The organism is Phycicoccus sp. Soil748 (genome assembly GCF_001428025.1).
Taxonomy (GTDB): Bacteria; Actinomycetota; Actinomycetes; order Actinomycetales; family Dermatophilaceae; genus Pedococcus.
Genome location: NZ_LMSC01000008.1, coordinates 151,744 through 176,544, shown reverse-complemented (window position 1 = coordinate 176,544; position 24,801 = coordinate 151,744). Strand labels below are relative to the sequence as shown.

27 protein-coding genes and 1 pseudogene are annotated in these 24,801 nt (G+C 72.8%); 8 read left to right on the top strand and 20 right to left on the bottom strand.

The genetic code is table 11. From position 1 onward, the window contains the following. Positions 1-53 precede the first annotated feature (53 nt). Positions 54-893: a helix-turn-helix transcriptional regulator gene (locus tag ASG70_RS13315; protein WP_056884338.1), complete on the bottom strand. Its 840-nt coding sequence runs from the start codon at positions 891-893 to the stop codon at positions 54-56. 320 nt (positions 894-1,213) lie between these two features. Here ASG70_RS13315 and ASG70_RS13310 point away from each other — a divergent pair, with 320 nt between their 5' ends. Next, positions 1,214-1,774 carry a hypothetical protein gene (locus ASG70_RS13310; protein WP_056884337.1) on the top strand — a complete coding sequence of 187 codons (561 nt, stop codon included), beginning with the start codon at positions 1,214-1,216 and terminating at the stop codon, positions 1,772-1,774. Between the two features lie 96 nt (positions 1,775-1,870). Here the strand turns inward: ASG70_RS13310 and ASG70_RS13305 are convergent, their stop codons facing one another. The 6 genes from ASG70_RS13305 to ASG70_RS13280 all read right to left on the bottom strand — a co-directional run bounded on the left by ASG70_RS13305 (position 1,871) and on the right by ASG70_RS13280 (position 5,778). Next, positions 1,871-2,275, bottom strand: coding sequence for a DUF3151 domain-containing protein (locus tag ASG70_RS13305; protein WP_056884336.1), 405 nt, complete (start codon positions 2,273-2,275; stop codon positions 1,871-1,873). Beyond that, the gene (gene fbaA, locus ASG70_RS13300) at positions 2,272-3,297 is read right to left on the bottom strand and encodes a class II fructose-bisphosphate aldolase (RefSeq protein WP_056884335.1); all 1,026 of its coding nucleotides are present in this window, start codon (positions 3,295-3,297) and stop codon (positions 2,272-2,274) included. The genes ASG70_RS13305 and fbaA overlap by 4 nt, the downstream gene beginning before the upstream one ends. An 82-nt stretch (positions 3,298-3,379) precedes the next feature. Next, positions 3,380-4,693, bottom strand: coding sequence for an RNA polymerase sigma factor (locus tag ASG70_RS13295; protein WP_082590756.1), 1,314 nt, complete (start codon positions 4,691-4,693; stop codon positions 3,380-3,382). Beyond that, on the bottom strand, positions 4,690-5,049 hold the full coding sequence (locus tag ASG70_RS13290; protein WP_056884334.1) for a YciI family protein: 360 nt from the start codon (positions 5,047-5,049) through the stop codon (positions 4,690-4,692). The genes ASG70_RS13295 and ASG70_RS13290 overlap by 4 nt, the downstream gene beginning before the upstream one ends. Continuing rightward, positions 5,046-5,408, bottom strand: a complete 363-nt coding sequence (locus tag ASG70_RS13285; RefSeq protein WP_056884333.1) for a YciI family protein — start codon at positions 5,406-5,408, stop codon at positions 5,046-5,048. The genes ASG70_RS13290 and ASG70_RS13285 overlap by 4 nt, the downstream gene beginning before the upstream one ends. Before the next feature lie 10 nt (positions 5,409-5,418). Continuing rightward, a complete protein-coding gene (locus tag ASG70_RS13280; RefSeq protein ID WP_056884332.1) occupies positions 5,419-5,778 on the bottom strand; it encodes a YciI family protein in 360 nt (119 codons plus the stop codon). A gap of 108 nt (positions 5,779-5,886) precedes the next feature. Here ASG70_RS13280 and ASG70_RS13275 point away from each other — a divergent pair, with 108 nt between their 5' ends. Continuing rightward, positions 5,887-6,441, top strand: a complete 555-nt coding sequence (locus ASG70_RS13275) for a SigE family RNA polymerase sigma factor (RefSeq protein ID WP_200949279.1) — start codon at positions 5,887-5,889, stop codon at positions 6,439-6,441. A gap of 8 nt (positions 6,442-6,449) precedes the next feature. Further along, on the top strand, positions 6,450-7,856 hold the full coding sequence (locus tag ASG70_RS13270) for a hypothetical protein (protein WP_156399994.1): 1,407 nt from the start codon (positions 6,450-6,452) through the stop codon (positions 7,854-7,856). Here the strand turns inward: ASG70_RS13270 and ASG70_RS13265 are convergent. Continuing rightward, positions 7,807-8,511, bottom strand: a complete 705-nt coding sequence (locus ASG70_RS13265) for a TrmH family RNA methyltransferase (protein WP_056884329.1) — start codon at positions 8,509-8,511, stop codon at positions 7,807-7,809. The genes ASG70_RS13270 and ASG70_RS13265 overlap by 50 nt on opposite strands. A 181-nt stretch (positions 8,512-8,692) precedes the next feature. Here ASG70_RS13265 and ASG70_RS13260 point away from each other — a divergent pair, with 181 nt between their 5' ends. Next, positions 8,693-10,663 (top strand): translation factor GTPase family protein, encoded by a 1,971-nt coding sequence (locus tag ASG70_RS13260; RefSeq protein WP_056884328.1) that lies wholly within the window; start codon positions 8,693-8,695, stop codon positions 10,661-10,663. A 67-nt stretch (positions 10,664-10,730) separates the two neighbouring features. Next, entirely contained in the window at positions 10,731-11,417 is a 687-nt protein-coding gene (locus tag ASG70_RS13255) for a DedA family protein (RefSeq protein ID WP_056884327.1), read from the top strand. A gap of 3 nt (positions 11,418-11,420) precedes the next feature. Here ASG70_RS13255 and ASG70_RS13250 read toward each other — a convergent pair whose 3' ends face one another. From ASG70_RS13250 to ASG70_RS13220, 7 genes are all read right to left on the bottom strand, one after another. After that, positions 11,421-12,047 carry a response regulator transcription factor gene (locus ASG70_RS13250; protein ID WP_056884326.1) on the bottom strand — a complete coding sequence of 209 codons (627 nt, stop codon included), beginning with the start codon at positions 12,045-12,047 and terminating at the stop codon, positions 11,421-11,423. Then, positions 12,044-13,267, bottom strand: a complete 1,224-nt coding sequence (locus ASG70_RS13245; protein ID WP_056884325.1) for a sensor histidine kinase — start codon at positions 13,265-13,267, stop codon at positions 12,044-12,046. The genes ASG70_RS13250 and ASG70_RS13245 overlap by 4 nt, the downstream gene beginning before the upstream one ends. Positions 13,268-13,274: 7 nt before the next feature. Beyond that, a complete protein-coding gene (locus ASG70_RS13240; protein WP_056884324.1) occupies positions 13,275-14,084 on the bottom strand; it encodes an ABC transporter permease in 810 nt (269 codons plus the stop codon). Continuing rightward, positions 14,081-14,962, bottom strand: a complete 882-nt coding sequence (locus ASG70_RS13235) for an ABC transporter ATP-binding protein (protein ID WP_056884323.1) — start codon at positions 14,960-14,962, stop codon at positions 14,081-14,083. Before ASG70_RS13235 ends, ASG70_RS13240 begins: the two co-directional genes overlap by 4 nt. 81 nt (positions 14,963-15,043) lie before the next feature. Further along, the gene (locus ASG70_RS13230; RefSeq protein ID WP_056884322.1) at positions 15,044-15,709 is read right to left on the bottom strand and encodes a LemA family protein; all 666 of its coding nucleotides are present in this window, start codon (positions 15,707-15,709) and stop codon (positions 15,044-15,046) included. 74 nt (positions 15,710-15,783) lie between these two features. Beyond that, entirely contained in the window at positions 15,784-16,338 is a 555-nt protein-coding gene (gene pyrE / locus ASG70_RS13225; protein ID WP_056884321.1) for an orotate phosphoribosyltransferase, read from the bottom strand. An 11-nt stretch (positions 16,339-16,349) separates the two neighbouring features. Continuing rightward, positions 16,350-17,132, bottom strand: coding sequence for an SDR family oxidoreductase (locus tag ASG70_RS13220; protein ID WP_056884320.1), 783 nt, complete (start codon positions 17,130-17,132; stop codon positions 16,350-16,352). Positions 17,133-17,168: 36 nt separating this feature from the next. Between ASG70_RS13220 and ASG70_RS13215 the strand changes: the two genes are divergently transcribed. Then, complete coding sequence (locus ASG70_RS13215; RefSeq protein ID WP_056884319.1) at positions 17,169-17,954, top strand: exodeoxyribonuclease III; 786 nt, start codon at positions 17,169-17,171, stop codon at positions 17,952-17,954. Positions 17,955-17,956: 2 nt separating this feature from the next. On the opposite strand, the gene ASG70_RS13210 is transcribed toward ASG70_RS13215, so the two are convergent. Together ASG70_RS13210 and ASG70_RS13205 are read right to left on the bottom strand one after the other, a co-directional pair. Next, positions 17,957-19,588 (bottom strand): MFS transporter, encoded by a 1,632-nt coding sequence (locus ASG70_RS13210; protein ID WP_056884318.1) that lies wholly within the window; start codon positions 19,586-19,588, stop codon positions 17,957-17,959. After that, complete coding sequence (locus ASG70_RS13205; RefSeq protein ID WP_056884317.1) at positions 19,569-20,273, bottom strand: LppX_LprAFG lipoprotein; 705 nt, start codon at positions 20,271-20,273, stop codon at positions 19,569-19,571. The genes ASG70_RS13210 and ASG70_RS13205 overlap by 20 nt, the downstream gene beginning before the upstream one ends. Before the next feature lie 145 nt (positions 20,274-20,418). Between ASG70_RS13205 and ASG70_RS20430 the strand changes: the two are divergent. Further along, positions 20,419-20,898 (top strand): annotated as a pseudogene (locus ASG70_RS20430) (hypothetical protein); the annotation flags it as partial. Position 20,899: 1 nt separating this feature from the next. Further along, positions 20,900-21,237 (top strand): C40 family peptidase (locus tag ASG70_RS20425; protein ID WP_369818912.1); only part of this gene is annotated, 338 nt, incomplete at its 5' end. Between the two features lie 93 nt (positions 21,238-21,330). Here ASG70_RS20425 and ASG70_RS13195 read toward each other — a convergent pair. The 3 genes from ASG70_RS13195 to ASG70_RS13185 all read right to left on the bottom strand — a co-directional run bounded on the left by ASG70_RS13195 (position 21,331) and on the right by ASG70_RS13185 (position 24,801). Next, the gene (locus ASG70_RS13195; protein ID WP_056884315.1) at positions 21,331-21,798 is read right to left on the bottom strand and encodes a hypothetical protein; all 468 of its coding nucleotides are present in this window, start codon (positions 21,796-21,798) and stop codon (positions 21,331-21,333) included. 17 nt (positions 21,799-21,815) lie between these two features. After that, positions 21,816-24,389 carry an ATP-dependent chaperone ClpB gene (clpB, locus tag ASG70_RS13190; protein WP_056884314.1) on the bottom strand — a complete coding sequence of 858 codons (2,574 nt, stop codon included), beginning with the start codon at positions 24,387-24,389 and terminating at the stop codon, positions 21,816-21,818. A gap of 136 nt (positions 24,390-24,525) precedes the next feature. Beyond that, positions 24,526-24,801 (bottom strand): ribonuclease E inhibitor RraB, encoded by a 276-nt coding sequence (locus ASG70_RS13185; RefSeq protein WP_056884313.1) that lies wholly within the window; start codon positions 24,799-24,801, stop codon positions 24,526-24,528.

The window sequence follows — 24,801 nt, the reverse complement described above, 5'->3', positions numbered from 1 at the left end:
GCAGAAATGCAGCGAGCCCCTCGCGTACTGCGCGGGGCCCGTACCGGTGAAGGCTACCGGTCCGTGGGATCGGCCAGCGTGGCGAGACCAGCCCGGGCCGCGGCCACGCCGAGCTGGAACCGGGTCTGGACGCCGTGACGGTCCATGAGCTGGGCCACCCTGCGGCGCACCGTGCGCAGGCTGCAGTGCAGGTAGCGGGCGATCGACTCGTCCTTGAGCCCGAGCGCCAGCAGCCGCATGAGCTCCTGCTCTGCGGGGTCGGGGCCGCCCTCCGGGGCCACGGGCAGGGCTCGGGCGAAGGACCGGTCGAACAGGGCCGTGAACGCGGACACCAGCATCGGGTCACGGATCAGCACGTAGTCGGCGGCGGGGTTGCCCCAGTCGGCGACCGCCACCACCGCCTCCTGGTCGAAGACCGCGAAGTCGGTGGGGGGCACGAGGCTCAGCCGCTGCTCCTCACCCGCGTCGGCCCACGCGCGCACCCAGGTCCGGCCGGCCTTGGTGTCCATGATGTCGATGGGGTAGATCGTCTGCTGCCGGAACGCACCGGCGGACAGCAGCTCTCGGGTCTGGCGGTTGACGTCCGGGTCGAGCCCCGAGCCGACCTCGACGGTCATGGCGCAGTGGCGCACGATCGAGGTGGTGCTGTCGACGAGGTGGCGCAGCACCGACGGCGCGAGGTCCGCCGGCAGCGGCTCGACGACGCGCTGTCCGCGCGTGGAGACGCTGCCAGCCGCCGAGGCCAGCTCGTAGAGGGCGAAGCGCACCTCGGCCAGGTCCTCGCGCCTCGCCTCGAGCTGCCGCTCGCCGCGCTCGAGGATGCGCTGCAGGCGCTCCACGGGGTCCACGAAGAGGGCCTGCACCTGGCGGCGCGGCTCATCGGTGCTGGTCACAGGCCCCCGTCCTCCGTCGGCATCATCTGGCCATTGGCACCATAGTGACACCACTGAGGCCGAAGGCGATGCACAATGAGCGCGCCACCTCGTCGACGACGCAGGGGACGCACCGACGACGGGCACGCGGGACGGACCACGGTCCTCCCCCAAGGGGGCGACGGCGGGGGGAGGGATCCGACCAGATCCCTCCCTCCGCCGTCACCATGCCCACGGCCCGACCAACCCGCCGACCAACCCGCCGACCAACGGCCGCCCAACCCCCCGCCGTCCCGCGACGTCTGTGCTGGTGACCGCACGTCCACGACGGGGGAAGTCCGATGACCACGCGACACCAGCCCACCACGCCAGCCACCGCATCCGCCCTCTCGGCCGTGATGCTCGCCATCGCGATCGCCGTCGTGCTCGCGGGGTGCGGGCCCTCGAAGGGCCCCGCCACCACGACCGGCACGAGCTCGACGACACCCGCGCCGGCGACGGTCACGGTGACCACCACCGTGACCGCGTCACCGACGGCGACCAGGCCCGTGCCGACGAAGCCGACCCGGCCGACCATCGACCCGTCGCCCACCACGCCACCGCCGGGCAAGGACGCCCCGGCGATCCCGCGCTCGGCGCAGGACTACGGCATCGCCTTCGTCACCGCGTGGGTCAAGGGCGACCGGACCCGCGCCACCCAGCTCGGCAGCGAGGCAGCGGTCAAGGACGCGTTCGCCGTGCGGCCCGGCGTGGCGCCGCGGTTCCAGCACTGCGAAGGCGCCGCGGGCTCGAGCTACTGCACCTGGGAGGGCGACGAGTACACGCTGCAGCTGCGCATCCTCAACGAGACCGCCTCCACGGGACAGCCACACGCCGTGACCGAGGTCGCCTTCCGGCACTGAGCAGCACCGAGCAGCACCGAGCAGCCGCGCGCCACGGAGCCGGCGACCTCGGGGGTCGCCGGCTCCGTGGCGCTGCAGGTGGTGAGGCGTCGTCGGCTAGAGGCCGAGCTCGCGGGCCCCGGTCGTGGAGGAGTCGCGCAGGAACTCGGTGCAGCGGTGCTCCTCGTCGGTCTCGCCGATCGCGCCGGCCGCCTTGGCCAGGGCAGCAAGCGCGCGCAGGAACCCTCGGTTGGGCTCGTGCTCCCAGGGGACGGGTCCCTGGCCGCGCCACCCGTTCTTGCGCAACGAGTCCAGCGCCCGGTGGTAGCCGGTGCGGGCGTAGGCGTAGCCCTCGACGGTGCGGCCGTCGGCGAGCGCGTCCTCGGCGAGGGTCGCCCAGGCCAGCGAGGAGGTGGGGTGTGCCGCGGCCACCTGGTCGGCGGCCACCCCCTCCTCCAGCTTGGCTGCCGCGGGGTCGACGGGCAGGCGGGTCTCGGGGATGCCGAGCAGGTTGTCGCTCATGCGTGGGTGCCCGCCGAGCGCAGGTGCTGGCAGGCCTCGACGACGCGGGCCGCCATGCCGGCCTCCGCCTCCTTGCCCCAGGCGCGCGGGTCGTACTGCTTCTTGTTGCCGACCTCGCCGTCGATCTTGAACACGCCCTCGTAGTTGGTCAGCATGTAGCCGGCCACGGGGCGGGTGAAGGCGTACTGGGTGTCGGTGTCGATGTTCATCTTGACGACGCCGTAGTCGACGGCCGCGGCGATCTCCTCGGCCGTGGAGCCCGAGCCGCCGTGGAAGACGAGGTGGAACGGCTTCTCGTCCGGCGTGCCGAACTCGCGGTGCACGGCGTCCTGCGCGGCCTTGAGGACCTCGGGCCGCAGCTTGACGTTGCCCGGCTTGTAGACGCCGTGGACGTTGCCGAAGGTCAGGGCCGTCATGAAGTAGCCGTTCTCGCCGGTACCGAGGGCCCTCGCCGTGGCGATCGCGTCCTCGGGCGTCGAGTAGAGCTTGTCGTTGATCTCGTTGGCGACGCCGTCCTCCTCGCCACCGACGACGCCGACCTCGATCTCGAGGACGACGTTCGCGGCCTTGCAGGCGTCGAGCAGCTCGCGGGCGATGGTGAGGTTCTCGTCGAGCGGCACGGCCGATCCGTCCCACATGTGCGACTGGAACCACGGGGTCCCGCCGGCCTTGACCCGCTCGGTGGAGGCGGCCAGCAGCGGCCGGACGAACCCGTCGAGCTTGTCCTTGGGGCAGTGGTCGGTGTGCAGCGCGATGTTGACGTCGTAGTTCCTGGCGACCTCGTGGGCGTAGGCCGCGAGCGCCAGGGCACCGGACACCATGTCCTTGACCGTGGGACCGGAGAGGTACTCCGCGCCGCCGGTGGACACCTGCACGATGCCGTCGCTGCCCGCCTCGGCGAACCCGCGGATCGCGGCGTTGAGCGTCTGCGAGGACGACACGTTGATCGCGGGGTAGGCGAAGGAGCCTGCCTTCGCGCGGTCGAGCATGTCGGCGTACACCTCAGGGGTGGCGATGGGCATGGGGTCTCCTTAGAGCCATCTGCGGGACTTCGTCGTCGCGCCGATCCTTTCACGTCCGCAGCCGCCCACGACACCCGTCGTCTCAGGCGTCAAGCGCGTCTCGGCGCCCCGTCAGCAGGGCCCGCTCCGCGTCGTTGGCGCAGCGCGCTATCGCGACGGCGTACGCGGCGCGGGCACCGTCGTGGTCTCCGGCGCGGCTGAGCAGCTCGGCCCGCACCGCAGGCAGGCGGTGGCTGTGCGGCAGCTGCTCGTCGAGGTCGTCGAGCAGGGCGAGTCCGGCTCGTGGTCCGTCGGCCTCCGCGACCGCGACGGCGCGCGCCAGCCGGGCGCTCGGGGTCGGGGCGAGCCTGAGCAACGTGTCGTAGTGGGCGACGACGCGGTCCCAGCGCGTCGAGGCGGCGTCGGGGGCGGTGGCGTGCTCGGCCGCGATCCGGGCCTGCACGGCATACCCGGCCGCCTGGACGGTGACCCGTCCGGTGAGGGCAGGAGAGGCGAGCAGCGCCAGCGCCTCGTCGACCTCGTCGCGGTGCCAGCGGCTGCGGTCCTGGTCGGGCAGCAGCACGATCGCTCCGTGCGCGTCGACGCGGGCGTCGCGGCGTGAGTGCTGCAGCAGCATCAGGGCGAGCAACGCCGTGAGGACCGGCTCGCCGGGACGCAGGCCGAGGACCACCCGGACCAGGCGCACCGCCTCACCGGCCAGCTCGGCGCGGAGGGCGTCGGGGCCGCTGCCGGGGGCGTACCCGGCGGTGAAGGCGAGGTAGGCCGTCTGGGCCAGGACGTCGAGCCGCTCGGGCAGCTCGGTGGCCGCGGGGACGGCGAAGGGGATGCCCGCCGTGACGATCTTCTTCTTCGCCCGGGTGAGACGGGCAGCCATGGTCGGCTCCGGCACGAGGAACAGGCGCGCCACGTCGGCCGTGGTGACACCCAGGACGAGGCGCAGGGTGAGGGCGCTCGCGGCCGCCGGGTCGAGCGCGGGGTGGCTGCACATGAGGACCAGGCGCAGGAGGTCGTCCTCGACGAGGTCACCCGGGTCGGCCCGCACGGCGCCACTCCCCTCCTCCTCGGCCGCCACGACGAGCAGCGGCACCTTGCGCCGGGCCATCGCCTCACCGCGGAGCCGGTCGAGGATCCGGCGCCGTGCGGTCGTGTGGAGCCACCCGGCCGGGTTGTCGGGCACCCCGTCGCGCGCCCAGCGCCGGGCGGCGGCCTCGACCGCGTCGGCCAGCGCGTCCTCCACGAGGTCGAGCCGGCGGAACCGGGCGAGGAGGAGGGACACCAACCGGCCCCACTCCTCGCGCACGACCCGGGCGAGCGCGGCGTCCGGGCCGTCCGAGACGTCCCGGCCGCCCGGGCCGCTCGGCTTGCTCGGGTCGTGCTCGTCGGCGCCGGCGGTCACCGGCCCTCGTACCCCTCGACCTGCACCGTCGGTCGGACCTCGACCGTGTAGGACCTCGGCAGGAGCTTGGCCGCGGCGATGGCGGTGTCGAGGTCGGGGAGCTCGACGTCGTAGTAGCCGCCGACCTGCTCGGTCAGCTCGACGAAGGGGCCGTCGGTGACGACCGGGCCGCCTGCACGGTGGCGGATGGTCGTCGCGGTCTCGGCGTCGGCGAGGGCGGCGCTCTCCCGCCTGCTTCCGTGCTCGTCGACGAACCTCTCGAAGGCGTGGTGGGCGTCGAAGAGCTCCTGGCGGGCCTCCTCGTCGGCCGCCTCCCACTCACCCGGCTCAGAGGCGATGAGGACGACGTACCTCACGAGGGACGGTCCTCCGGCTTGACCACGCGCCGTACCTCGATGCCGTCGCCGAGGGCGGCGATGATCTGGCAGCAGTCCACCAGGTCGTCGAGGTCGTCGGTCTCCACCTGGTAGAAGCCGCCGACCTGCTCGGTGACCTCGGCGAACGGACCGTCGGTCGGGGTGCCACCACCGGCGGGGATGCTGCGGGCCTCGCCCGAGGCGTGGAGCTCGGCGCCGCCGGTGATCTTGTGCCCCCGGCGGCCGAGCTCCTCACCGAACCGGGTGTACTCGGCGTACCCGGCCGTGCGCTGCTCGACGCTCATGGTGGTCCACCAGCGGTCGGCATCCCCCATGATCAGCACGACGTACTCGGTCATCGCGCTCCCCTCACATCGCCACGGTCGGACGGATCTCGACCGCCGGGTGGAACGGCGTCGACAGCAGGCGGCCGCAGACCTGCGCCAGGTCGTCGACGTCGTCGGACTCGACCAGGTAGTAGCCGGCGACCTGCTCGGCGCTCTCGGCGAAGGGGCCGTCGGTCACGGTGACGTCGTCGAGCGCGCTGCCGCGGGCGACCCGCGCGTGGGTCGAGGGCGTCAGCTGGGCTCCGCCGACCATCTTGTGGCCACGGGTCCCGAGCAGCTCGACGAACTCGGTGTGGGCGGTGTGCAGCTCCTGCTTCTCCTGGTCGCTCGCGGTGGCGTAGCGCGCCTCCGGGCTCGGCAGGAGCACGAGGTACTGGGTCATGGCTGGTCCTCTCATCGGTGGGTGCGTGCACCCTGATGACGCACGGGCGCCGTCCTGATCGACAGCCTGCCGGAAAAGAATCCGGGAACGTGGCCCTTGGACCCACCCGTGAGGGCACAGTTCGACGTCATGGGGGGTGTGGGACAGGAGGGGATGGCCGGGTTCGAGCGCTTCGTGCAGTCGCGCTCGGGCACCCTGCTGCGCACCGCGTACCTGCTCTCCGGCGACCGTCACCTGGCCGAGGACCTCCTCCAGGACACCCTGGCCAAGGTGGCCCAGCACTGGGAGGCCGTCGAGGAGGAGGGCAACCCGGAGGCCTACGCCCGCACCGTCCTCTACCACCGCGCCGTCGACACGTGGCGGATGCGACTGCGCCGGCCACGGGTGGTCGGCGAGCCGGCCCTCGAGCCCACCGACGGCGCCGACCTGTCCGCCGAGTCCGAGCGACGGCTGCTCCTGCAGGCCGCACTGGGCCGCCTCACCCCCAAGCAGCGCGCGGTGCTCGTGCTCCGCTTCTACGAGGACCGCACCGAGGCCCAGGCCGCGGCCGTGCTGGGTTGCTCGGTGAGCACCGTGAAGACCACGACCCGCGATGCGCTCAAGCGCCTCCGGGTCACCGCACCCGAGCTCGTCGAGCTCACCGACCGACTGGTGGTGACGTGATGGGCCCCGTGCTGTCCGACGCCCTCGCAGACCTTGCCGACGACCTCGACGGCCCCGGTCACGCACGGACGGTGCCCGACCTCGCCGCCACCGCGTGGTCCCGCGGCCGACGCCGGCGTCGTCGGGTGCGCAGCACCCGTGTCGCACTCGCCGCGGCGGCTGTGGTCGCGGTCGTGGTCGCCGTGCTGCCGGGGTCGTGGGACCGGGACGCCCTACCGGCCGCCCCGTCGGGGTCCGTGACCCTGGGCCACCCCGTGCGCATCGCGAGGCCGTGGTCCGTCAGCGACCTCCCTCGGCGGGGCGAGCCGCTCGCCGCGGTCGCCCTGTCCGAGGGGATGGGCCGCAACAGCGGGTGGTACGGCGTCACCCAGGACGGCGGCCTGCGTCGCCTGCCCGTCCGTGGCGGCTTCATGGACGGTGTGGTCCCCGCGTTGTCAGCCGACGGACGCGTCCTCGGCTACGTCGACTCCGGCGACGGCCGCTACCGGATCCACGACGTCGTGACCGGACGGACCACGACCTTCCCGGAGGTGGGCACCACGGCGTACCCCGACGCGCAGCACGAACCCACCTACCCGTACGGCGTGGGCGCCCAGACCCCCGGCTACGTCTCGCCCGACGGCACGCGGGTCGCCCTGGCCGGTGCCACGACCGGCAACGACGGCTCCGTCGCGATCCTCGTGCTCGGCACCGACGGGTCGGTCCGCCCCTTGGCGGCCGACTCTGGGTACAGCCTCGCCGGCTGGCTCGACGACCACACCGTGCTCGCCGTCGCGGGGCGCGACTCCGGTCCTGACACCGACCTCACGACCACCCTCACCCCGGTGGCCCTGGGCCTGGACGGCTCGGTCCGCAGGCTGCCGGTGCTGCGGCCCGCCACGCCCGTGTCCGGCTTCGCCTACAGCCAGTGGAGCCCTTCCCTCTCGCCCGACCGCAGGTCCCTCGCCATCGGCCTCGGCGGCGACCAGCACGACTCGGGACCTGGTTCCGGGTCGGGTTCGGGTTCGGGGTCGACCGTGCTGGTCTTCGACGTGGCCAGCGGTCGTGAGGTGGACACCTCCGAGGTCGCGTCACCGTTCCTGCCCCCGACGACGGCCTCCCATGCCGGCGCCAAGCACCTCGAGTGGCGTGGGGCCACGTGGTACGGCACGCCTCCCGGCGAGGTGGTCACCGCCGTGGCTCCACGCACGACCGGCGCGCCGGCGCTCGTCGCCGACCCGGCGCTGCGCCTGGGGTGGCTCGACCTCGCCGACGACGCCCTTGCGGGACCGGCACACAGCAGCCTGCTGGGCACCCACACGGGCTGGGCGGCCTGGCACTGGCGCGAGCTGTTGCTCGGCGCCGCCGCCCTGATGGTCCTGGGCCTCACCCGCCGCGGGCTGCTGTCGGCAGCTGCCCGAACCGGTGGCGCCTGACCCAGGCGTGCATGGCGACCGCCGCGGCAGCCCCGGCGTTGATCGAGCGCGTGGAGCCGAACTGCTCGATGTGCAGGACCGCAGCGCAGGCCCGGCGCGCCTCCAGCGACAGCCCGGGGCCCTCCTGCCCGAAGAGCAGGACGCACTCCCGCGGCAGGTCGTAGGTCTCCAGCGGCACCGAACCGGGGAGGTTGTCGATGCCGACGACGGGTATGGCGCGTGCCGTCCCGTCCTCGGCGCGTCCGGCGGTCTCGGCCCACGCCAGGAGGTCGTCCACCGTGGGGTGGTGGTGCTCGTGCTGGTAGCGGTCGGTCACCATCGCCCCACGCCGGTTCCAGCGCCGCTTGCCGACGATGTGGAAAGCCTTGGCGTTGAAGGCGTTCGCGGTCCTGATGACGGAGCCGATGTTGAAGTCGTGGCCCCAGTTCTCGACGGCGACGTGGAAGTCGTGGCGGCGGGTGTCGAGGTCGGCGACGATCGCGTCGTGCCGCCAGTAGCGGTAGGCGTCGACGACGTTGCGGCGGTCGCCGTCGCGCAGCAGCTCGGCGTCCCACTGGTCCCCCGCCGGCCACTCACCGACCCACGGCCCGACGCCGACCTCGTCATCACGGCCGGCGCGGCCAGGGCCAGCGCCCGCCAGGTCGTCGTCGCTCACGGGGGCCACCCTAGGCGCGCGATGGCTGCGCGACGGAAAAGCCGTTGCCCGGCCGGGGGTGCGGCTGCTGCCATGGAGGAGCACGACCCACCCACCCGAACGACCCACAGACCGGAGAAACCGATGCGAGCTGCCGACACGTCCCGCCAGGTACCCACCTACCGAATGGATGTGAAGGCAGTTGCGCACGTTGACCGTCGGGGTCGTCGCGCATGTTGACGCCGGCAAGACCAGCCTGACCGAACGGATCCTGCACGAGGCGGGAGTCCTCGACCACCCCGGCAGCGTCGACGCCGGTGACACCCGGACCGACTCGCTCGACCTCGAGCGACGCCGCGGCATCACGATCCGCTCCGCGGTCGCCTCGTTCGCCTGGCACGACACCCTCGTCAACCTCGTCGACACCCCCGGGCACTCGGACTTCGTCGCCGAGGTCGAGCGCTCGCTGGCCGTCCTCGACGCCGCTGTCCTCGTCGTGTCCTCGGTCGAGGGGGTGCAGGCGCAGACCCTGGTGCTCGCCCGCGCCCTGCAGCGGCTCGGGCTGCCGACCGTGCTGTTCGTGAACAAGCTCGACCGCACCGGCGCCGATCCCGACCGGGTCCTCGCGCAGGTGGGCGAGCGCCTCACGCCCGACGCGGTGCCCCTGGGAACGGTGGACGCGCCCGGGACCCCGCAGGCGGCATACCTGCCATTCGTGCCGACGGACGGCGAACGCGCCGACCTGCGCGAGCGGACGCGGGCGGCTCGGGTGCAGCCGGTGGTCTTCGGGTCGGCGATCACGGGAGCCGGGGTGCCGGCCCTGCTCGACGCCCTCACGGACCTCGTCGCCGAGGACGCCGCCTGCACGACGCCGCCGGGCGAGGACCACCACCACCTCCAGGACCAGGACCACGACCACGACCACGACCACGAGCCCGCCGCCGGGACCGTCTTCAAGCTCGACCGGTCCGCCGCGGGGAGCCGGCTGACCTACGTGCGGGTGACGGGCGGCACGCTGCGGGTCCGCGACCGGCTCGAGGTGGGCGGACGCGTACCCGAACGCGTGACGGGTCTGGAGGTCTTCGGCCCCGACGGGCTGCGCAGGGTCGAGCAGGTCGACCGGGGGCGGATCGCCGTGCTCCGCGGTCCGGTGACGGCCCGGGTGGGCGACACCTTCGGCACCGGTGGGCTCCGGGCGCGGCAGGTCGAGCTGGGCCGGCCCAGCCTCGAGACGGTCGTGGACCCGGTCGAGCCCAGCCAACGAGGACGGCTGTTCGCCGCCCTGACCGAGCTCGCGGAGCAGGACCCGCTCATCGCCCTGCGCCTCGACGACGGCCGTGGCGAGGTCGCGGTCTCGCTCTACGGCGAGGTCCAGAAGGAGGTGATCGCCACCTTCCTCGCCGAGGACCACGGCGTGAAGGCGTCGTTCCGGCCGACGACCCCGATCTGCGTCGAGCGCGTCCGGGCGGCCGGATCGGCGCACCAGCTGATCGACGTCAGCCCCAACCCGTTCCTCGCCACGGTGGGGCTGCGGGTCGAGCCGGCGCCGGTCGGCAGCGGCGTCGACCTCGCGCTGGAGGTCGAGCTCGGCTCGATGCCACCGGCGTTCTTCGCCGCCGTCCGCGAGGGCGTCGACGGCACCCTCACCGAGGCCGTGCACGGCTGGTCGGTGCCGGACTGCCGCGTGGTGGTGACCCACTCGGGCTACTACCCGAGGCAGAGCGCGATGCACGCCGGGTTCGACAAGAAGATGTCGAGCACCGCGGCGGACTTCCGCAGCCTGGCCCGGCTCGTGCTCGCCGAGGCCCTCGCCCGGGCCGGGACGGTCGTCTGCGCGCCCGTGCACCGGTTCGAGCTCGAGGTGCCGCAGGACCTGGTCGGGACGGTGCTCGCCGAGCTGCCCCACCACCGCGCCGTACCCCACGACACCCGGGTGCCCGGCACCTCCGCGACCGCTGCCGCCGTGCTGAGCGGCGACGTGCCGGCCGACGAGGTCCACGGCCTCGCCCAGCGGCTGCCGCACCTGACGCGGGGCGAGGGGGTGCTCACCACCGTCCTCGACCACCACGCTCCGGTGACCGGTCCCCCACCGCGTCGCACCCGGGCCCTGCCCGACCCGTTCGCGCAGGTCGGAGACTGGGGGCGTGTCCAGCGCAGCTGGCCAGCCCGGTAGGCCCCCGGCGAGCCCGCGCTCAGGTGACGCACAGGGAGCACCCGGCTGCGACCCGTACCCTTGACCCATGCACTCACTCAGCACCAACTGGATGGACCCCCAGTGGCTCCTCGACCACTTCGGCTCCCAGTTCTTCTGGGTGAGCGTCGCGATCGTCTTCGTCGAGTGCGGGCTGCTCTTCCCGATCCTGCCCGGCGACTCGCTGCTGTTCGCGATCGGGCTGTTCATCAGCACCGGCGACTTCAGCATGAACCTCGTCGTGGCCCTGCTCGTCCTGAGCGCGGCCGCGTTCGCCGGCAACGTCGTCGGCTACGAGATCGGGCGCGCCGTGGGACGTCCCCTGTACGAGCGCGACGGCCGGCTGCTCAAGAAGAAGTACTTCGACGACAGCCACGCCTTCTTCGAGAAGCACGGCGCCAAGGCGCTGGTCATCGGCCGCTTCGTGCCGATCGTGCGCACGTTCATCACCGTCGTCGCCGGCGTCAGCCGCATGGACCGCCGCCACTTCTTCGTGTGGAGCGGCGTGGGCGCGGTCCTGTGGGTGTGGGTCGTCACCCTGCTCGGCTACTTCCTCGGCAACTCGTTCCCCGCGCTGAAGGACCACCTCGAGCTCGCGATCCTGGCCATCGTGGCGGTCTCGGTGGTCCCCATGGTGGTCGAGGTCGTCCGGGCCCGTCGCGGCCACACCCCCTCCGAGAAGATCGTGGACGAGGCCGGCGAGGCGTACGACGACCTCACCGACGAGCGCGCCTGATCCCTACAGCTCGATCAGGCCGGCCCGCAGGGCTGCGGTGACCGCGGCGGTGCGGTCGGTGACGTCGAGCTTCTCGAACGCCCGCAGCAGGTGCGTCTTCACCGTGGCCTCGCCGATGTGCAGCTCGCGCCCGACCGCGGCGTTGGACAGCCCACGGGCGACGCAGCGCAGGACCTCGGTCTCCCGTTCGGTGAGCGAGGGTCCGGCGGGCGCGCGGAGCCGGCTGGCCAGGGTCGCCATGACCGGCGGGGCGAGGACGGTCTCGCCGCGGGCGGCTCGCCGGATGGCGTCGGCCAGCACCTCGCGAGGCGAGTCCTTGAGCAGGTAGCCGTTGGCCCCCGCCTCGACGGCCCGGACGATGTCGGCGTCGGTGTCGTAGGTGGTGAGGACGAGGACGGCCGGGGCGTCGGGTCGTGCCCGCAGCCGGGCCGTCGCGGCGGCGCCGTCGAGCACCGGCATCCGCAGGTCCATGAGGACGACGTCGGGCGACAGCCGCTCGACGAGCAGGACCGCCTCCGCACCGTCGGCGGCCTCCCCGACGACCTCGAAGTCGGGGTGCTCCGAGAGCATCGCCGCGAGCCCCATCCGCACGACCGGGTGGTCGTCGACGACCAGCAGCCGCAACGTCATCGGGGCACCTCCATGCGCAGCCGTGTCCCCGCGCCGGGGGCGCTGCTGACCTCGAAGCGCCCGCCCACCTCGCCGGCCCGCGCGGTGGCACCGTCGAGGCCGTAGCCGCGATCCGGGTCGTCGGGGGCGAAGCCCACGCCGTCGTCGGCGACCTCGAGCGAGACCGGCGCGTCGGCGGCATACGTGAGGCGGACCTCGAAGGTCCGCGCCTGCGCGTGCCTGCGGACGTTGGCCAGCCCCTCCTGGGCGGTGCGGAGCAGGACGACCTCGGAGTTGGCGGGGAGCACCGTCGGCTCACCCTGCACGACCAGGGTGCCCTGCATGCCCGACTCGGCGGCGACGGCGTCGACCAGCCGGCCGAGCGCCTCGGACAGCGTGCGGGACTGGAGGTGGCCGGGCGTCATCTCGGCCACGATGAGCCGCGCCTCGGAGAGGTTGTCGGCGGCGGTCTGCTCGATGAGGCGCACGCGCTCGCGGACCACCTCGAGGTCGCCCCGGTCGAGCGCCGCCTCGGTGGCCCGGGCCAGGGTGACCACCGAGGTGAACCCCTGGGCCAGCGTGTCGTGGATCTCGCGGGACATGCGTTCGCGCTCGCTCGCGACCCCCTGGGCACGCTCGGCGGCTGCCAGCTGCGCCTGCGTGCGACGGAGCTCGTCGATGGTGAACGCCCGGGAGTCGGCCTCGCGGATGAGCTTGTGGATGAACAGCCCCATGACCAGGGAGAGGGTCAGCGTGATGACCGTGCTGATGGCGATGCCGAGGACGTCGTCGCCGGTGCGGGGGGCCTGCCAGAGGCGTACGGCGCCGATGGCCAGGACCGCGGCGACCACCACCGCAGCGGCGTGGTTGCGCCGCAGCATCGCCCAGGTCTGGGGGAAGAGCCCGAAGGTGAGGACCCACGCCGTACCCGTCCCGTCCACCGCCATGAGCGCCACGAGGGCGACCCAGGCGACGGCGACGTAGCGGACGCCGGCGGTCCGTTCCTCGTCACCGATGCCGCGACGGCCCCAGACGAGGTACGCGGCGGCGATGACGCCCACCCCGAGCAGGGACCACCCGAGGTGGTCGGGCTCCTCGGCGACCAGGACGCCGGCCGTCGTGGCGACCAGGACGCCGAAGAAGACGTGCCACCAGACGAGCTGGCGACGCCACATCTCGTCGAGCTCACCCGTGGAGGTGCCCGGCACCGGCCGGCAGTCCACGGGCTGGTCGGCGCTCATCGGCCCATCATGTCGTGCCGCGCTTGGTCCAGCGGAACGTCCGCGCGCAGATGACGAGCCCCGCGGCGAGCCACGCGCCCAGGACGAGCGCGGTCCGGCCGTGCTCCCAGACCCCGGCCATCTCCTGGCCCTGCCAGTCCTGGGGGAAGAACACCGAGCGCATGCCCTGGGCGATCCACTTCAGCGGGAACAGCGACGCCACCTGCTTGAGCCAGTCGGGCAGGTCCGTGAAGGCGAAGTAGACGCCGGAGATGAACTGCAGGACCAGCGTCGGGGCGATGACCACGGCCCCCACCGACCGGGAGGACGTCGCCACCGAGGAATAGGCGATCCCGAGCACGGTGCCGCAGGCGACGCCGAGCAGGAAGACCCACGCGAACGTGAACCAGTGCACCGCGTCGGTGGGCAGCTGCACGCCGAACCCGAGCCGCGCGATGGCGATGAGCAGCACGAACTGCGCCAGGGAGGTGCTGGCGACCAGCCCGACCTTGCCGAGGAAGTAGGCCACGGGGGGCATCGGCGTCGAGCGCAGCCGCTTGAGCGTGCCGTCGTCGCGCTCCACCGCGACGCTGAGCGCCATCGACTGGAAACTCGTGAGCATCACGCCGGCCGCGACCATGCCGGGCAGGAAGAACCGGGCGGCATTGACGCCGGCGTCGGCCGCGTCGCCCTCGGAGAACGAGTCACCGAAGATCACCGCGAACATCGACAGCATGAGGATCGGGAAGGCGAACGAGAAGAACACCGCCTCCTTCTCGCGGAAGTACATCTTCAGCTCCAGGACCGTGCGGTCCCAGCCGATCGCTGCGGCGTTCACGCCGACACCGCCATCGCATCGGCCGGCGCGACCTCGTGGAGGTGCGGGGCGATCAGCGACAGGTAGGTGTCCTCGAGCGAGGGTCGCGTGACCGTGAGCCGCGGCACCTCACCTCCCAGACGGGCGGACAGCTCCGCGACGTACTGCGTGGGCACGCTGGTCCGCTCGGTGCGCCGGGCGCCGCCCTCCTCCCACGAGACCGTGGCCTCCGAGGAGGCGCGGCCACCGAGGTTGGCCGGGGTGTCGAGGGCGAGCATCCGGCCCGCGGCGATGACCCCGACCCGGTCGGCGAGGTGCTCGGCCTCGTCGAGGTAGTGGGTGGTCAGCAGGATCGTCGTGCCGCCGTCGGTGAGGGAGCGGATGAGGTCCCAGAAGTCGCGACGCGCCTGCGGGTCGAACCCGGTCGTCGGCTCGTCGAGGAACAGCAGCTCCGGCGACCCCACGATCCCGAGACCCACGTCGAGGCGTCGTCGCTGGCCCCCGCTGAGCTTGCCGATGCGGTCGTCCGCCTTGTCCTGCAGGCCGACCGCGGCGATGACCTCGTCGACGTCGCGGGGGTTGCGGTAGACCTTGGCGGTGCTGGCGACGGCCTCCCGCGGGGTGAGCAGGTCGAGGCCGGTGGAGGTCTGCAGCACGATCCCGATGCGGTTGCGCCACGCGAGGTCCGCGTCCTCCGGGTCGCTGCCGAGGACCTTCACGTCCCCGCCGTCGCGGCGCCGGAAGCCCTCGAGGACCTCGACGGTGGTGGTCTTGCCGGCGCCGTTCGGGCCGAGCAGGGCGAAGACCTCGCCCGCCTCGATCTGCAGGTCGATGCCGTCGACCGCCTCGCGGGACCCGTAGGTCTTGCGCAGGCCGGTCACGGTGATGGGTGCGTCCATGGGACCAGCCTGCCGCGGCAGCAGTCCCGCGCGGGAGCACTTTCCGGTTGAACCGTCGTCCACCGACCGGTGGACGGCGCGTCAGGGCTGGGTGGGCGGCGACGCCGGGGGCTGCTCGGCGGGAGGCGGGGTCGCCGCGGGACCGGACCCGGCGGCATACCCGCTCGGGGGCGGGATGGTCGCCTCGCGCTGGCCGAAGTCGACCTTCACCGCGTCGCGCTCCTCGCCCTGCACCTCGAAGTACTCCTCGCGGTGGATGCCGAACATGTTCGCCACGATGTTGCTCGGGACCGTCTCGACCTTGGTGTTGAGCTCGCGCACGTTGGCGTTGTAGTAGCGCCGCGCGGAGGCGATGCGGTCCTCGGTCGCGGTGAGCTCCTGCTGCAGGGCCAGGAAGTTCTGGTTGGCCTTGAGGTCGGGGTAGGCCTCGGCCACGGCGATGAGGCGCCCGAGCGCCTGGCTGAGCAGGCCCTCGCTCTGCGCCTGCTGGGCGGGGCTCTGGCCACCGGCCATGGCGGCCGACCGGGCCTTCATGACGTCCTCGAGGGTGCCCCGCTCGTGGGCCGCGTAGCCCTTGACCGTCTCGACGAGGTTGCCAATGAGGTCGTGCCGGCGCTTGAGCTCGACGTCGATCTGGCGCCAGGCCTCCTGCACGAGGTTGCGCAGCTTGATGAGGCCGTTGTAGATGCCGACGGCTGCGAGGACCAGCAGCACGACGACGACGGCGATGACGATCCAGATGATCATGGGACTCCCCTAGGTCTTCCTGAGTGCCCTGAGCCTAGGCCCTGCGCGCAGCGGGGGGCAGTATGCCGTGCGGCTCAGGCGAGGCCGAGCTCCTCGAGCCCGTAGACGAAGCGGTACTCGAACCCGGCCTCGGCGAACTTCTCCGCGGCACCGGTGGCCCGGTCGGCGATCGTGGCCACGGCGACGACCTCGGCGCCGGCCTCGCGTGCGGCGTTCGCGGCCTCGAGCGGCGAGGCGCCGGTCGTGGAGGTGTCCTCGACGATGACGACACGGCGACCCTGGATCGAGGGCCCTTCGATGCGCTGCTGCAGGCCGTGCGCCTTGCCGGCCTTGCGGACCACGAACGCGTCCTTGCGCTCCCCCGCGGCGGCGCTGGCGTGCAGGATCGACGTGGCGACCGGGTCGGCACCCAGGGTCAGGCCGCCCACCGCGTCGTACGCCAGGTCGGAGACGAGGTCGCGCATGACCAGGCCGACCAGCGGGGCCGCCTCACCGTCGAGGGTGATCCGGCGCAGGTCGACGTAGTAGTCCGCCTCCTTGCCCGAGGAGAGGGTGACGCGGCCGTGGACGATGGCCTTGTCCTTGATGATCTCGAGCAGGCGGGCGCGGGCGGCGGAGGTGTCGGTCACGGCTCAGCAGCCTACCGAGCGTCGCGACGCTGCTTCGGACGGTGCACCGTACGGGCGCGCGAGCGGACCAGTGCGCGAGGGAGGAAGCGCAGCCCGGCGACGACGGCCTTGTACTGCGCCCCGGGCACGGACACGACCTTGCCCTTGGCGACGTCCTCGAGGCAGTCGTGCACGAGACGACGGGCGTCGAGCCACATGAACCCCGGCACCCCCGACATGGTGACCCCGGCACGCTGGTGGAACTCGGTGTGGGTGAAACCGGGGCAGAGCGCCGTGGCGGTGACCCCGGTCCCGGCCAGCTCGCCGGCGAGCGACTCGGTGAACACGGTGACGAAGGACTTCTCCGCCGAGTAGCTGCCCGAGGTGATGAAGCCGGCCACCGAGGAGACGTTGACGATGGCGCCGTGCCCGCGTTCGCGCATGGCCCGCGCCCCCGCGTGCGAGAGGACCAGGACGGCCCGGCAGAGCACGTCGAAGACGGCCTCCTCCTGGCTGACCTCGTTGTCGAGGAACCGCTTGCGCAGGGAGGACCCGGCGTTGTTGACGAGCAGGTCGACCGGCCGGGCGGCGTCGGCGAGGCGCTCGGCGACCTTGCCGGTGTCGGCCCGGTCGGACAGGTCGGCCACGAGGATCTCCGTGGCCACGCCGTACTTGGCCTGGAGCTCGTCCGAGACGTTCTCGAGCCGGGCGCGGTCGCGGGCGACGAGCACCACGTCGTGGCCCCGCTCGGCGAGCTGGTGGGCGAACGAGAGGCCGATGCCGGCGGTCGCGCCGGTGACGAGGGCAGTGCTCATGGGCCCACTGTAGGTGCGTCCCCTTAGGGTTGCCCCGTGCGCATCGCGACGTGGAACGTCAACTCCATCAGGTCCCGGATCGACCGCGTCGAGGCGTGGCTCCAGCGCACGGACGTCGACGTCCTGGCGATCCAGGAGACCAAGGCCACGGACGCCCAGTTCCCGTTCGACCGGCTCGCTGCGCTCGGCTACGAGGTGGCCCACCACGGGCTCAACCACTGGAACGGCGTGGCCATCGTCTCGCGTGTGGGGCTTGCCGACGTGGTGCCCTCCTTCGCGGACGCACCCTCGTGGGGCGAGCCGCCCGTGGTGGAGGCCCGCGCGCTGACCGCGACCTGCGGCGGCATCAAGGTCACCTCCGTCTACGTGCCGAACGGCCGGGCTCTCGAGGACCCCCACATGGCCTACAAGCTGCAGTGGCTCGCCGCCCTGCGTGCGCAGGCCCAGCACTCGGTCGAGGCCGGCGAGACCGCCGCCATCATGGGCGACTGGAACATCGCGCCTCAGGACGAGGACGTCTGGTCGATGGAGTACTACCTCGACAAGAGCCACGTGTCGCCGCCCGAGCGGGCGGCCTTCCAGGCGGTGCTGGACACCGGGTTCGTCGACGTCGTGCGGCCCCACACGTCCGAGCCCGGCACCTTCACCTACTGGGACTACACGCGCCTGAGCTTCCAGAAGCGCCGCGGCATGCGGATCGACTTCATCCTCGGCTCCCCCGCGTTCGCCGACCGGGTGCTCGGCGCGGCGATCGACCGCGAGGAGCGCAAGGGCAAGGGCGCCTCCGACCACGCCCCCGTCGTCGTCGAGATCGCCGACTGACCTCAGCGCCGGGATCGACCGAGGCCGAGTCCGGTCGAGGCGATGGCGCCGAGAAGTGCCGCGACGGCGGCCCCGGCGAAGACGGTCTGCACCTGCACGACACCGGCAGCGACCAGCGCATTGGTGTCGGACTGGTCGGGCAGGGCCGCGACCGTGGCGTAGTAGCGGTGCAGGCCGATGGCGGTCAGGAGCGCGAGCCCGACCACCATGCCGACCATCCGTGCGACGACGACCAGCGCGGAGGCGACACCGTGAGCCTCGTGGGGGGCGGCGGCCAGCGCGGCGTTGTTGACGGGGGCGAGGGCCAGCCCGATGCCGAGGCCGACCAGCGCCAGGACGACCGTCGCGGAGAGGTGGTCCAGGGCGCCGTCGCCCCAGCGGCTCATCACGAACAGGCCGACCGCCGCCAGGGCCAGGCCCACGCCGCTGACGACGCCGTCGCCGAGCCGACGCAGCGACCATCCACCGAGCAGCGCACCCACCGGCACGGCGACCAGGAACCGGACGAGCACCAGCGCGGCCTCGGTCTGGGAGCTGGTCAGCGTGAGCCGGGCCAGCACCGGCACGTCGACCACCACGGCCACGAGCGCGACCCCGGCGCAGGCACTCACCAGCAGGGCGTACCGCGCGCGGCCGCGGACGACCCCACGCGCCACGAGCGGCGTCTCGACCCGGCGGTGCCGCCACAGGTAGGCGCCGAAGGCCAACGCCCCCAACGGCAGGAGCGCGAGCCCCAGCGGCCCGACGACCTCCCGCTCCGGGTCGCTGGCGGCGAAGGTCAGCACGACGCTGCCGAGCGCAACGGCCAGGAGCAGCGCGCCGGGCAGGTCGGCGCGCCCGAGCACGGCCCACCAGCCGCGGGCGCTGACCCCCAGCCACGCGAGCACCAGGACGAGCGCCGCGACGCCGACCGGGGTGGCCAGCCGCGAGGTCGACCCGCCGAACGGCACGAACGGCACCCCGAGGGTCACGTCCGTGACCAACCGCTGCGGCGCCGCGAGGGCGAGGCCCGTGACGACGAGGGCCAGGACACCGACGACGAGCGGCACGGCGCGGGGCCGCCCCGGCCGCTGACCACCGGCGAGCAGCACCGCGCCGGTCAGCACGACACCGGCGATCGCGTTGAGCCAGAAGATCGTCCGCCAGCCCGAGACCGCCAGCACGACGGCGCCGAGCACGGGCCCGAGCACGCTGCCGAGCTCCTGCACCGCCCCCACGACGCCCAGTGGCACGCCGCGCCTCCCGACGGGCCAGAGGTCGGCCACGAGGGCCAGGGTCGCCGGCACGAGACCACCGCCGCCGATCCCCTGCAGCACTCGCCCCGAGACGAGCACCGGCAGCTCGACGGCGAGGGCGGTCACCGCCGACCCGACGACGAAGATCGCCAGGCAGGCCACCAGGATCCGTTGCCGCGCAACGAGGTCCGCGAGTCGTCCGATCAGCGGCAGCACGGCGATGTAGCCGAGCAGGAAGCCCGAGATGATCGGGGTCGCCTTCTGCAGCGCGTCGATGCCCAGGCCGACGCCGGTCATCATGTCGGTGAGCGCCAGCACGACGACATACGTGTCGGCCGCCGCGAGCGCCACGGCCACGGAGGCCGTCGCGAGCAGCGCCCTAGGGGCGGGTGATCGCAACGGCCTTGGCCAGGCTCGTGAGGTGCAGGGTGTAGGTCGAGGTGGCGCCGGCGTAGAACGGGCCCTTGATGACGACGGTGCGCAGCTCCTTGTCGGAGCGGGTCACGCCGTAGGTCACGTCGAAGGTGCCGTTGCGGTCACCGGTGACGAGCAGGTCGGCCACCGCGCCGCCGGGGAGCTTGCCCGTGAAGGTGTTGAGGACGTCTGCCCCGTCACGGACGGTGGAGGCCTTGGCGAGGTCCTGCGTCCTCGTGATGAGGCTGGTGATGCCGGTCGAGGTGTTGAACAGCTGGGCCGGGTTGGGGGCGCCGTACTTGGCCGGGTCGATCTTGACGAACGACGGCGTGAAGAACTTCATGTAGACGTCCTGCTCCACGGCCACGACCTGCACTGTGCCGGTGATGCCGCGGATCGAGGCGTTGAGGGTGCCCTGGAAGGACGGCGGGGTGAAGACGCCGGTGCCCTTGGCGGCCGAGACGCCGACGGCCTTGCCGGGCAGCCCCGTCGACTCGAGGGTGAAGTCCACCGCAGGGCTCTTCTCCAGCTTCGCGCGGGCCGCCGCGAGCTGCTGGGCCGGGGACTGCTCCACCGCACCGCCGTCGCCACCACTCGAGCAGCCGGCCACCGCCAGCAACGACAGGACGGCGGCGACAGCTGCAACGGCTGGGCGGAGGGTGGCGCGCACAGGCCCACCGTAACCGCCCGGCACCCACCACAGGTCCGGACGCGCAGGCCGCGCAGGGGACTGCTCCCCATGGTCGGTTCGCCTTGCGGCTCCTAGCGTTCCCCGCACACCGGCACCGTGCCGGCCGTCACGAGGGGGAACTCCCATGCAGCTGCTCAGCACCCACCGCCGCCGGCTGGCGACCGCCGCCGCGTCCGTCGTCCTGGTCGCCGTCCCACTGGTCTCGACCGTCGCGGCGAACGCGGCGGACACCGCGACGGGCCGCGTCAACACGAGCGGCGCCGCGCTCAAGGTCCGCTCGGCCCCGACGACGAGCTCCACCGTCGTCGGCACCCGCGCCGACGGGGCGCGCGTCACCATCACCTGCCCGACCTACGGCCAGCAGGTGTCGGGCACCTATGGCAGCTCGACGGTCTGGGACAAGCTCAAGAGCGGCGGCTACGTCAGCGACGCCTTCGTCAAGACCGGCTCCGACGGCCTGGTCGCCCCGCTCTGCAAGGGCACCACGCCTCCGCCGCCGACGCACACCCAGTCGGCCAAGGTCACCGCCACGATCGCCGCCGCCAAGGGGATGCTCGGCAGGTACCCGTACTCATGGGGTGGCGGCAACGCCTTCGGCCCGACCNGCCCCAGCGGGATCGACGACCGCAACACCGTGGGCTTCGACTGCTCCGGCCTCATGGAGTACGTCTTCCACAAGGGCGCCGGTCTGCGCCTGTCGAGCACCTCGCGCAGCCAGTACGCCGACGGGCCCCGCGTCCCGATCTCCCAGATCAAGGCCGGAGACATGGTCTTCTGGTCCCGCTCGAGCAGGACCGCGTCCGGCATCCACCACGTCGCCCTCTACATCGGTGACGGCAAGATCGCGGAGGCCAACCGCGTGAGCGGCCCCGACATCCGCGTCCGCGCCTTCTCCCGCAGCGAGTCCGGTGTCATGCCCTACGTGGTGCGCCCGATCCGCTGACCACCGGGGTCCAGCCGCACGAGCGGAGGGGTATGGCGCGGGGTCACCCCGCGCCCTACCCCTCACCTCTGCGTCGCGGCGATCCGGCTTGCGTCAGTCGGGCGTCGCCTCGTGACCGGGCCGCCCGGGGGTGCGGCGCCCGGCCTTCATCTCGGCCTCGAAGACGTGCCGACGCCCCTCCATCAGCTCGTCGCGCACGAGCTTCTCCAGCCGCTGGAAGTCGGCGTAGTAGCCGTCGTCGAACTCCTCGACGACCTGGAACGTCCAGCGGCCGTCGAGGACGTTGCGGCCGACGAGCTCGGTCTCGAGGCGCTCGGCGAGGCCGGCGTGACCCGCCTTGCGCAGCAGGTCGCAGGCGTCGCCGAGGGCGAGGTCGGCGGTGCCGGTGAGGCGGTGCAGGCCGTAGAGCCGGCCGCGCACCTCCTCGATCGCCTCGAACGCCTCGCTCACCTTGCCGACCGCCTCGACGGTGGCGTCGTCGACACCCTCCGGCCGCCGGTCGAGGCCCTCCTCGCCCGGCCGGGCCCGCCAGCCACCCTGCCCGTCCACGTCCTCGCTCATGCCGGAAGTCTGCGCGATCAGGCGGCGGCGCGCACCACGAGGTGGTCGGCGTCGTCGTCGCGGTCGACCACCACGCTCTCGCCGTCACGGACCTGCCCGGACAGCACGGCCTTGGCCAGCCGGTCGCCGATCTCCTTCTGCACCAGTCGCCGCAGCGGGCGCGCGCCGTAGGCCGGGTCGTAGCCGGTGATGGCAAGCCACTCCCTCGCCGCGTCGGTGACCTCGAGGGTGATGCGGCGGTCGACCAGGCGGGTGGCCAGCTCGCGCACCTGCAGCTCGACGATGTGGCTGAGCTCGTCGGAGGACAGCGGGTCGAAGATGACGACCTCGTCGAGCCGGTTGAGGAACTCCGGCTTGAAGCTCGCCCGCACCACCCCCATGACGGCGTCGCGCTTGGCCTGCTCGTCCATCAGCGGGTCGATGAGGAACTGGCTGCCGAGGTTGCTGGTCATGACGAGGATGACGTTGCGGAAGTCGACCGTGCGGCCCTGCCCGTCGGTGAGCCGGCCGTCGTCGAGGACCTGCAGCAGGATGTCGAACGTCTCCGGGTGAGCCTTCTCCACCTCGTCGAGGAGCACGACCGAGTAGGGGCGCCGGCGCACCGCCTCGGTGAGCTGGCCGCCCTCCTCGTACCCGACGTACCCGGGGGGCGCCCCGATGAGGCGCGCGACCGAGTGCCGCTCGGAGTACTCGCTCATGTCGATGCGCACCATGGCGCGCTCGTCGTCGAACAGGAAGTCGGCGAGGCTCTTCGCGAGCTCGGTCTTGCCGACACCGGTCGGTCCGAGGAAGAGGAACGACCCGGTCGGCCGGTTGGGGTCGGCGAGGCCGGCCCGCGAGCGCCGTACCGCGTCGCTCACGGCCGCCACCGCCGTGGACTGGCCGATGAGGCGCGCGCCGATGATCGACTCCATCGACAGCAGCTTCGCGGTCTCGCCCTGCAGCAGGCGGCCGGCGGGGATGCCGGTCCACGCGGAGATGACCTCGGCGATGTCGTCAGCGCCCACGCGCTCCTTGACCATGAGGTCCTCGGCCTGGCTGCCCTCGGCCTCCTGCGCGCTGCGCAGCGACGTCTCCAGGGCCGGGATCTCGCCGTAGAGGATCCGCGACGCCTTCTCGTAGTCGCCCTCGCGCTGGAGCCGGTCGGCCTGGCTGCGCGCCTCGTCGATCTGCGACTTGAGGTCGCCGACGCGGTTGAGGCCGGACTTCTCGGACTCCCAGCGGGCGTTGAGGGCGGCGAGCTCCTCGGACTTGTCGGCGAGGTCCTTGCGCAGCCGCTCGAGGCGCTCGACCGAGGCCTCGTCGGTCTCGCGGGCGAGGTGCAGCTCCTCCATGCGCAACCGGTCGACCGCACGCCGGAGCTGGTCGATCTCGACCGGCGAGGAGTCGATCTCCATGCGCAGCCGGGAGGCAGCCTCGTCGACCAGGTCGATGGCCTTGTCGGGCAGCTGGCGCCCGCTGATGTAGCGGTCGGACAGGCTGGCCGCGGCGACGAGCGCGGCGTCCTCGATCTCGACCTTGTGGTGCGCCTCGTAGCGCTCCTTGAGGCCGCGCAGGATGGCGATGGTGTCCTCGACCGACGGCTCGCCGACGAAGACCTGCTGGAACCGGCGCTCGAGGGCGGGGTCCTTCTCGATGTGCTGGCGGTACTCGTCGAGCGTCGTCGCGCCGACCAGGCGCAGCTCGCCCCGGGCCAGCAGCGGCTTGAGCATGTTGCCGGCGTCCATGGCGCCCTCGCCGGTCGCCCCCGCCCCGACGACGGTGTGCAGCTCGTCGATGAACGTGACGATCTGCCCGTTGCTGGCCCTGATCTCCTCGAGCACGGCCTTGAGCCGCTCCTCGAACTCGCCGCGGTACTTCGCGCCGGCCACCATCGCCCCGAGGTCGAGGCTGATGAGCCGCTTCTCGCGCAGGGACTCGGGCACGTCGCCGTCCACGATCCGCTGGGCGAGCCCCTCGACCACGGCGGTCTTGCCGACACCCGGCTCGCCGATCAGGACGGGGTTGTTCTTGGTGCGGCGCGCGAGCACCTGGACGACGCGGCGGATCTCGGTGTCGCGGCCGATGACCGGGTCGAGCTTGCCGTCGCGGGCCATCTGGGTGAGGTCCGAGCCGTACTTCTCCAGCGCCTCACCGGCCTCGGCCGGCGTCTCGCTGCTCACCTTGCGACCGGCCCGCAGGGCGTCGATCTTGGCCTCCATGTCCTTGGCGCCGCGCTGCTTCACCGCCGCGAGGTGGCCGGTCTCGGCCAGCGCGAGCAGGAGCAGGTCGACCGCGAGGTAGGCGTCGCCCCGTGCGCGCATCAGGGTGTCGGCGTGCTGCAGGACGGCGACCGCCTCGCGCCCGAACGTCGGCGGCTGGTTGGCGCCCGTGGTCGTCGGCAGGGTGCGCAGCCGCGCGTCGGCCTGGCCGAGCACGTGGGCCGCCCCCGTGCCGGCAGCCTGGAGCAGCACGTCGGCCTGGGCGTTCTCGAGCTGGATCAGGGCGCTCGTGAGGTGGTCGGGGGTGATCTCGGGGTTGCCGGCCGTCTGGGCGGCGCGCTGGGCGAGGGCGAGGGCCTCGCCGACCTTGGCGGTGGGCTTCAGATCCATGCCTGGGTGCTCCTGTGTGGTTCAAACGGGGTCGTGCAGCTGCTGGTCAGTCAGCTCACTGGAGGCAACCGCTCCAAAGTTGAGTGTATTCCGCTCAACCTTGGAGCGAAGGAGTACTAGGTCCCGTCGACCGTCGTCAGAGCCCGGCGGGCGTCGTGGGCTCCGGGTCGTACCAGCCGCCCCGCTCCTCGGCGAGCGCGCTGAACCGGTCACGCAGGCCACCCTCGACGGGGCCGGACTCGTCGGCGACGTTCTCCTCGACCACGTGGACCGCCCACTCGTGGTCCTCGGAGTCGTCCTCGCCGGCCAGGGCCTCGCGCACGACCTGGGCCGCGAAACCCTCCTCCACGAGCTCGGCCGCGACCTCGTCGGCGGTGTCACGGTCGGGGAAGACCAGCAGGTGCTCGCTCAC

Bases quoted from the DNA above. Each gene is read 5' to 3' on its own strand.
- ASG70_RS13285 (WP_056884333.1), bottom strand. From the start codon at position 5,408: ATGACCGAGTACGTCGTGCTGATCATGGGGGATGCCGACCGCTGGTGG.
- ASG70_RS13250 (WP_056884326.1), bottom strand. From the start codon at position 12,047: ATGACGTTGCGGCTGCTGGTCGTCGACGACCACCCGGTCGTGCGGATG.
- ASG70_RS13195 (WP_056884315.1), bottom strand. From the start codon at position 21,798: ATGAGCGAGGACGTGGACGGGCAGGGTGGCTGGCGGGCCCGGCCGGGC.
- ASG70_RS13245 (WP_056884325.1), bottom strand. From the start codon at position 13,267: ATGAGCGCCGACCAGCCCGTGGACTGCCGGCCGGTGCCGGGCACCTCC.
- ASG70_RS13230 (WP_056884322.1), bottom strand. From the start codon at position 15,709: ATGATCATCTGGATCGTCATCGCCGTCGTCGTCGTGCTGCTGGTCCTC.
- ASG70_RS13255 (WP_056884327.1), top strand. From the start codon at position 10,731: ATGCACTCACTCAGCACCAACTGGATGGACCCCCAGTGGCTCCTCGAC.
- ASG70_RS13310 (WP_056884337.1), top strand. From the start codon at position 1,214: ATGACCACGCGACACCAGCCCACCACGCCAGCCACCGCATCCGCCCTC.
- clpB (WP_056884314.1), bottom strand. From the start codon at position 24,389: ATGGATCTGAAGCCCACCGCCAAGGTCGGCGAGGCCCTCGCCCTCGCC.
- ASG70_RS13280 (WP_056884332.1), bottom strand. From the start codon at position 5,778: ATGACCCAGTACCTCGTGCTCCTGCCGAGCCCGGAGGCGCGCTACGCC.
- fbaA (WP_056884335.1), bottom strand. From the start codon at position 3,297: ATGCCCATCGCCACCCCTGAGGTGTACGCCGACATGCTCGACCGCGCG.
- ASG70_RS13220 (WP_056884320.1), bottom strand. From the start codon at position 17,132: ATGAGCACTGCCCTCGTCACCGGCGCGACCGCCGGCATCGGCCTCTCG.
- ASG70_RS13305 (WP_056884336.1), bottom strand. From the start codon at position 2,275: ATGAGCGACAACCTGCTCGGCATCCCCGAGACCCGCCTGCCCGTCGAC.
- ASG70_RS13235 (WP_056884323.1), bottom strand. From the start codon at position 14,962: ATGGACGCACCCATCACCGTGACCGGCCTGCGCAAGACCTACGGGTCC.